This window comes from Paenibacillus senegalensis JC66 (assembly GCF_000285515.1).
Taxonomy (GTDB): Bacteria; Bacillota; Bacilli; order Paenibacillales; family NBRC-103111; genus Paenibacillus_L; species Paenibacillus_L senegalensis.
The window spans coordinates 559,996-566,209 of sequence record NZ_HE610960.1; the positions used below are offsets into that span (position 1 = coordinate 559,996).

The window sequence follows — 6,214 nt, forward strand, 5'->3', positions numbered from 1 at the left end:
CTGGGCACGCCAAAACAGCGAAAAAAGCCGCGGATGGACAGTGTTATCGACTGCCAATCATGGGCTCTTAACTTAAAACAAATTATGAATAGAGTCTCGCTGCTTTACACTTTCCGGCCCCTTCGCAAACTCGGCCTATGTAGAAAAATTTCCGCGTAGTCACGAGACCCGTTCTGAAAGCAGGAAGTAAAGAGGCCAGTTGCTCCTTACTTCCTGACAATCCTGTCTATGAATAAGTTTAACTTGATTTACGTTTCGCTCGCCTTAACATTAACCCAAGAATTACCATTGCCATACCAGCCACATAATAGGGGATTGGACTTGCTTCGCCGGTTTTTGGAAGCTGCTCCAACACTGCAGTTTCTTTCACAGCCCTGTTCCCTTCATCCGGTGTCGTACCCAAGGGAATCGGCTCTTCCTCAACCACAATCTCTTCATCCTGTGACGGCAGTTGCGACGGCGCAGTTTCTTCAGGGCCTGCAGGTTCCTCTGCCGGATTCCCTTGTGCTATTTCTTCATCTTCAATAATGATAATCTCCGGATCTTCCGGCGTTGGTGTTGGTGTCGGCGTTGGTTCTATCGGATCCTCCGGCGTCGGTATTGGCGTCGGCGTCGGTTCTGACGGATCCTCCGGCGTCGGTGTTGGCGTCGGCGTCGGTTCTGACGGATCTTCCGGCGTCGGTGTTGGTGTTGGCGTCGGCGTTGGTTCTGACGGATCTTCCGGCGTCGGTGTTGGTGTTGGCGTCGGCGTTGGTTCTATCGGATCTTCCGGCGTCGGTGTTGGTGTTGGCGTCGGCGTTGGTTCTGACGGATCCTCCGGTTTTTCTTTCTCGACGGTAACTTCATTAGAAGGCGTTGTCCCGATCAGAGCAACATTTTTAACTATACCTTCTTCCAGATTACTGAAATCAACTTTAAACGTAATGAGCGGCTGTTCCCCGACGCCAATGCTTTGCTGGTCATTGATGACTGTCAGCTTATGCTCATCCTGGCTGTAATCATAAGAAAAATGCTCCGATACTTCAATAGAATCTTCCAACAGATTAACCCGATCATCAATGATGTCCGTAACGACTATCCTGTCTTTGGCAAACTGCCCGAAGCTGTAGAACTGGATCGTATATGTCACAATCTGATCGTTATCATCATGGGCAACTCTTTCCTTGTCTGCTGATTTCAGCACGTTGATCGCCCCTGAGCTTTTGCCCAGCTTAACCGTCTCTCTGCTTGTGTGATCTATTCCATCAGCTGTCAGTCTTGCGTCGTTTTTATATTCAGGATGAAGCTCCGTTATTTTCAGTTTGTATTTTATATCGTATGTAGAATCGATATTACCCAAATATACGGTTAATGTATTCCCATCGATTGTAATATTAGGGTCTTCGATGAGCTTTCTCACTGGTGTTCTTTGATATACCTCTAAGCTCCCTTCGATCAGCTCCATCCCTGCGGGTATAACATCAACCACCGTTGCATTATTCATTTCATGCTCTCCACGGTTAACCCGTATCGTAAATTGGATCGGCTTGCCATAATCGGTAATGACTCCGTGCCCATTTTCATCACGCCCAAGATCTTCGAACCACTTGTCAACCAAGTCGCGTTTCGAGGGATCACTAGGATCATAAGGAATGACCTCTACGTCAATCGTTGTGGTGACTTCACCACTCCTTACTTCAATTGGATATTTTCCTGGCTCGGTATTCCTGCTCACGGTTGCATTCAAAATCATGTAGCCCTGCAACGCCGACTCGATGTTTCCACCGAATGTGCACACCACCTCTGTAGCAACGACCGCGCATCCGCTAAAATGCTCTTTCGGAAATTCGGGAACCATGTCGGTGAATATTTCCGGCAGAGTAAAGCGCAGTTCATCACCGGATTTTATATTCCCTACCCGGGTCGCTGTATAAGTTACTGTAAAATCAATATGTCTTCCATCGGGAACCTGATAGACACTTGAAACAATATCAACGCTAATTCCAGGGGTTGTCTGATAAACATTTGATGTTACGTTCCCACCGAATCCAGGATCAGCAGTCTGATAAACATTTGATGAAACATCACCAAACCCAGAGCTTCCTTCCGCGCTGACGATTACTAGATTGCCGGTAAAGCCACCCATCGTGCCGAGTACAACAAGGCAGATCAGCAAAAGCTGCAATTTAATTCTCGTCGCCTGCTTTAATCTAATCATCTTCCCACTCCTTCTCCGTCATTTGGATTATAGAATTATGAATCTATGAGAAAACCTCTATCGAGGCATTTCGAGGACGAGTGACCCCCAGGTTTTGCGTCAGCAAAACTACTTCGGAAGCAATATCTTTTTAATCTTGAATGTCATCAACCAATCTTTCTTTACCTGAAAAACTGCCTGAAAAACTGCCTGAAAAACCACAAAAAGACTGCCCGATAAAACAATCATGGCAGTCGAACGATCATGGCATCCGCAGGATGCTTTAGACTCCAGACTTTGCGTCCCACTCTTTCAAATGGTTTGCGATTTACATGTTTATTCAATTAAACTATAGTAAACTAAACAAAAACTGAACAACGCACGTTACATAATACGTAGAAATCTCCCTTCTCTGGCGAAAACAAGAAGAACCTGTGCGTTCTCTCATGCGAGTTAAGAAAACCGATGGACTCTCGCACAACAAGAAGAACCTGCCCGTTCTCTCATGGAACGACAGGTTCTTTGCACTGTTTTAATTATAAAACAAAACTAAATGATCAATCCTCAAATTGAAGCTGATAGTAATCCGGTACGACAGGCGGCTGCTTGCGTCCCAGCAAATGCAGAATAAGCCGCGAAACAAGCACCCCGGGTCCTAGCGCTTGTCCGACGCTTATCGTGGGAATGCTCCGGCTGCCCAGCCATTCAGCCACTTTGTCTTCAGTCGCATAGGAGGGCAGCTGCTTGCTGTAAGAAGCCGCAGGAAAGGTCAACTCCTGTGCCTGTTCAGGTGTAATCTGTTGCGGGATGCCGATATATTGCTCTAGATTCATGCCATCGGGCGCAAAGGTCAACACCGAGGTGCCGAAGCCTAATGCTGCTGCCGTTGTCACATACAATCCTTTTGCCCGCGCCGTCCTGTGTAAAATCAAAGAAGCAGGAAAAGCAAAGTAATCAACGGCATCTATGACATAATCAGCTCCATGGACAAATCTGTCCACATTGTCTGCATGAACCCCTTCAGGAAAGCCGATGATCTCCAGATCCGGATTAATCGTCAGCAGATGCTGACTTAACGCTTCCACTTTGGATTGGCCAACAGTCAGGTGGGTAGCGGCGCATTGTCTGTTAATATTGGACACGTCAAAGGTATCGGGATCGGCAAGCATCAATTTGCCTATTCCCATGCGCACGAGCAGCTCCGCCGAGAAGCCGCCGATACAGCCGCATCCGGCAATGGCAATGGCAGATCGCTGCAGCAATTCGATATCAGCTTCAGACATAATTCCCAGGTTGCGAATAAACTGTTCTTTAATCATACGCTCACCCTCACCTCAGTTTCCTCTTGCCCAGTTTCTTCTTGCCCGGCAAGGAAATAGTCGTACAGGGATGGGCGGTGCTGCTGTAAATTGACGAGAAATTCTGACAATTGCAAGGCGCACGGAATCGTAACCGATCCGAGATAGACTTGCGGCACACCGATTACTTTTAACGGAAACTTGATCATTCTTTGCATGTATTTATACACCCTTTCGTCAATGCAGCAAATCCAATGAGTTAACCCGGAAGCTAGCGAATACTGCAGAACCGCCTTAATCAAGCCTGCCCCGACTTCATGCTTCGGCATTTTTGTGAATGCGCTCACTTCGGCAAACCGGGTGCGATCCAGCTGGGTCAACTTCTCCAGTTCCAGATCATAGATTTCAAAATGCTTGATCGTAGGAAGCTCGTCCAATTCGGCATAAATAAGGCGAGTCACGCCTACGACCGTTCCGTCATCCGCCTGTGCAGAGAAATAGACGGATATCTGCTCGTAATGATCTACCTCATCTTTCTTGAAAAAGCCCACTTCTTCGTACCTCTGGCGATGCAATTTGATCGCATGTTCCCTAGTCCCTCCCTGTGCCACTGAGTAGTGGTATTGCTGTAGTTCATTCATGTACCACACGCTCCTTTAATTTTTTTGGGGATTATTTCCCATTCCAAGTATAAATTAAATAATTGTGATACAATGAGTTCACCAATTAACTAAATTTATTAATACATAACCGCAAGGATGAGAAGAGCGCATGGAAAAAAGCGAAAAATTAGACGTTTTGGGTAATTATTACAAAATCCACAATGAACAAGTAAGCTCAAAAATTATGCTGGCCACTCTCATTTATTTGTTTCTGAGCGTCCTCTGGAATATCGTCTTCCTGCTATTGGATCTGCCCTATTCCCGGGCCAACCTGTTTCTGCTGTTGTCGTGCCTGGGGGTTGGGCTCTTGCTTGTAGCATCCAGACGCCTGATTTGCTTGTCCCCTAATATCTCGAAGCATGTGGTGCTGCTTTTCATCGTTTTCATCGTATGCTGTCTTTACTTCGGTTCGGGGTATAAAGAGGCTTGGGCGTTTTTCTTTCTGGTCCCGCTTGTTTCGGGGTTTTACGGGGATAAAATTATGCTATTCGCATACTCTTGCCTCGGCTTGCTGTTGATGATCTGCCTTGGACACCAATACCCGGAATTTACCGGAAACTCCGATCCGATTGATTTGGCCAACCGGGTCCTGCTCTACCTCATTATCGCCACGTTCAGCCACCTGCTGCTAAAGCAATTGAATCAGTTGTACGACGCCCAGGTGAACACAATTATGGATTCCGCGGAAGCCACTATCCAGCAAGTAGTGAATACATTTGTCATCGCAATAGAAGCGAAGGACACCTATACCTTTGGACATAGCGAACGGGTAAGCCAATATGCAGTCGAACTGGCCCGCACCCTGCCCGAGTACCAGGATAAGAAAAATATGCAGCGCCTGTATATGACCGGATTGCTTCACGATATCGGCAAAATCAACATTCCCGAGCAGGTGCTGACCAAGAATGGACCGTTAACCAGTGAAGAGTACGAATTGATCAAAACCCATCCCATCGCGGGAGGGCGCATGGTCGAAAAACTGCCAATGCTCGGGGCCCTGAAACCGGGGGTGCTGTATCATCATGAAAAATGGGATGGAAGCGGTTACCCCACTGGTATCGCCGGAGAGGAAATTCCGCTGGATGCCCGCATTCTCGCTGTTGCCGACGTTTTCGATGCCCTCACTTCCGACCGTTCTTACCGGGAGGCTATGAGTGTCGGGCAGGCCTTTGGCGTGCTGGAACAGGCAAGCGGAACTCATTTCGACCCTTTCCTGATCAGCAAATTGCCGGAGATCCGGCATGCATGGATAAAAATCTATGGAGAATCTCGCAATGAAGTCGATGAATTCGAGCATTTGACAGAATTTCTATAACCCTAATTCTGGCCCGAAGCTGGCCCGAAGCAGAAATCAGTGCTTGAGGTTAAGCAGAGGAAGACGCTGCATAAACGTTAGCGGAGGAAAGCCACTGCGTAGCATTAGCGGAGGAAGACGCTGCGGTCGAAGGAGGGATTTCGGTCGCTGATAGCTTTATGGCGCCCCTTTTACTGAACCAGCCGCCCGCCCCTACAAAAGCAAAGAAAGGAACTTTCCAGATAGGCTGGCCGGAAAATTCTAGTAAACCATTCTGGTAGACCTAATAATACGAAAGTCCATTTTCCAGTAATGTGCACCGAATTAAAGGGACTGTCTAATAAGTTTTCTTCCAAGTAATGTGTCAAAATAAAACACCCAAGAATGTTGATTTTACAGCATTCTTGGGTGTTCCCTTTTTAAGATGTCTCACTAAAAAGCTGCTTTTCGGTCAAGCCCCTGTTTTGATATCAAGTAATTCGCATAGAATGAGCCGGAATCTCAGAGTGGCCGCGATCTACAAGGAAACAAACATGGTTTATCGGTAACAACTCCGGCATGAAAATAGCCGAGGTTGACGGGGTTGGCGGGATTGTTTTCTGCATTTTGTACGAAATGTCGTACAAATTCATGCGGTTGAAGGGCAATTACCGGAGATTTGTATGAAACGTCGTACAAATACAGGGGATTGAAGGGCAATTACCCAAGATTTGTATGACAAATCGTATAAATGCAGAGTATTGAAGGGCGATTATATTTCCTTGGAGATTCTTCAATTTCATTT

The 6,214-nt window shown here is 46.9% G+C and carries 4 protein-coding genes and 1 riboswitch; of the genes, 1 reads left to right on the forward strand and 3 read right to left on the reverse strand.

Features of this window, described 5'->3' with window-relative positions:
* Positions 1-238: 238 nt before the first annotated feature.
* The 3 genes from PSHG_RS18245 to PSHG_RS18260 all read right to left on the reverse strand — a co-directional run bounded on the left by PSHG_RS18245 (position 239) and on the right by PSHG_RS18260 (position 4,115).
* Complete coding sequence (locus PSHG_RS18245) at positions 239-2,197, reverse strand: collagen binding domain-containing protein (protein ID WP_010275860.1); 1,959 nt, start codon at positions 2,195-2,197, stop codon at positions 239-241.
* A 225-nt stretch (positions 2,198-2,422) separates the two neighbouring features.
* Positions 2,423-2,512: riboswitch (cyclic di-GMP riboswitch) on the reverse strand.
* Between the two features lie 221 nt (positions 2,513-2,733).
* Complete coding sequence (locus PSHG_RS18255; protein WP_010275862.1) at positions 2,734-3,495, reverse strand: ThiF family adenylyltransferase; 762 nt, start codon at positions 3,493-3,495, stop codon at positions 2,734-2,736.
* The gene (locus tag PSHG_RS18260; RefSeq protein WP_010275866.1) at positions 3,492-4,115 is read right to left on the reverse strand and encodes an N-acyl amino acid synthase FeeM domain-containing protein; all 624 of its coding nucleotides are present in this window, start codon (positions 4,113-4,115) and stop codon (positions 3,492-3,494) included. The genes PSHG_RS18255 and PSHG_RS18260 overlap by 4 nt, the downstream gene beginning before the upstream one ends.
* Positions 4,116-4,245: 130 nt before the next feature.
* Here PSHG_RS18260 and PSHG_RS18265 point away from each other — a divergent pair, with 130 nt between their 5' ends.
* Positions 4,246-5,451 carry an HD-GYP domain-containing protein gene (locus PSHG_RS18265; protein ID WP_010275868.1) on the forward strand — a complete coding sequence of 402 codons (1,206 nt, stop codon included), beginning with the start codon at positions 4,246-4,248 and terminating at the stop codon, positions 5,449-5,451.
* Positions 5,452-6,214: the final 763 nt, after the last annotated feature.

What these genes read in the sequence shown, in the direction of transcription:
- PSHG_RS18245 (WP_010275860.1), bottom strand. Translation starts at nt 2,197, where the DNA reads ATGATTAGATTAAAGCAGGCGACGAGAATTAAATTGCAGCTTTTGCTG.
- PSHG_RS18255 (WP_010275862.1), bottom strand. Translation starts at nt 3,495, where the DNA reads ATGATTAAAGAACAGTTTATTCGCAACCTGGGAATTATGTCTGAAGCT.
- PSHG_RS18260 (WP_010275866.1), bottom strand. Translation starts at nt 4,115, where the DNA reads ATGAATGAACTACAGCAATACCACTACTCAGTGGCACAGGGAGGGACT.
- PSHG_RS18265 (WP_010275868.1), top strand. Translation starts at nt 4,246, where the DNA reads ATGGAAAAAAGCGAAAAATTAGACGTTTTGGGTAATTATTACAAAATC.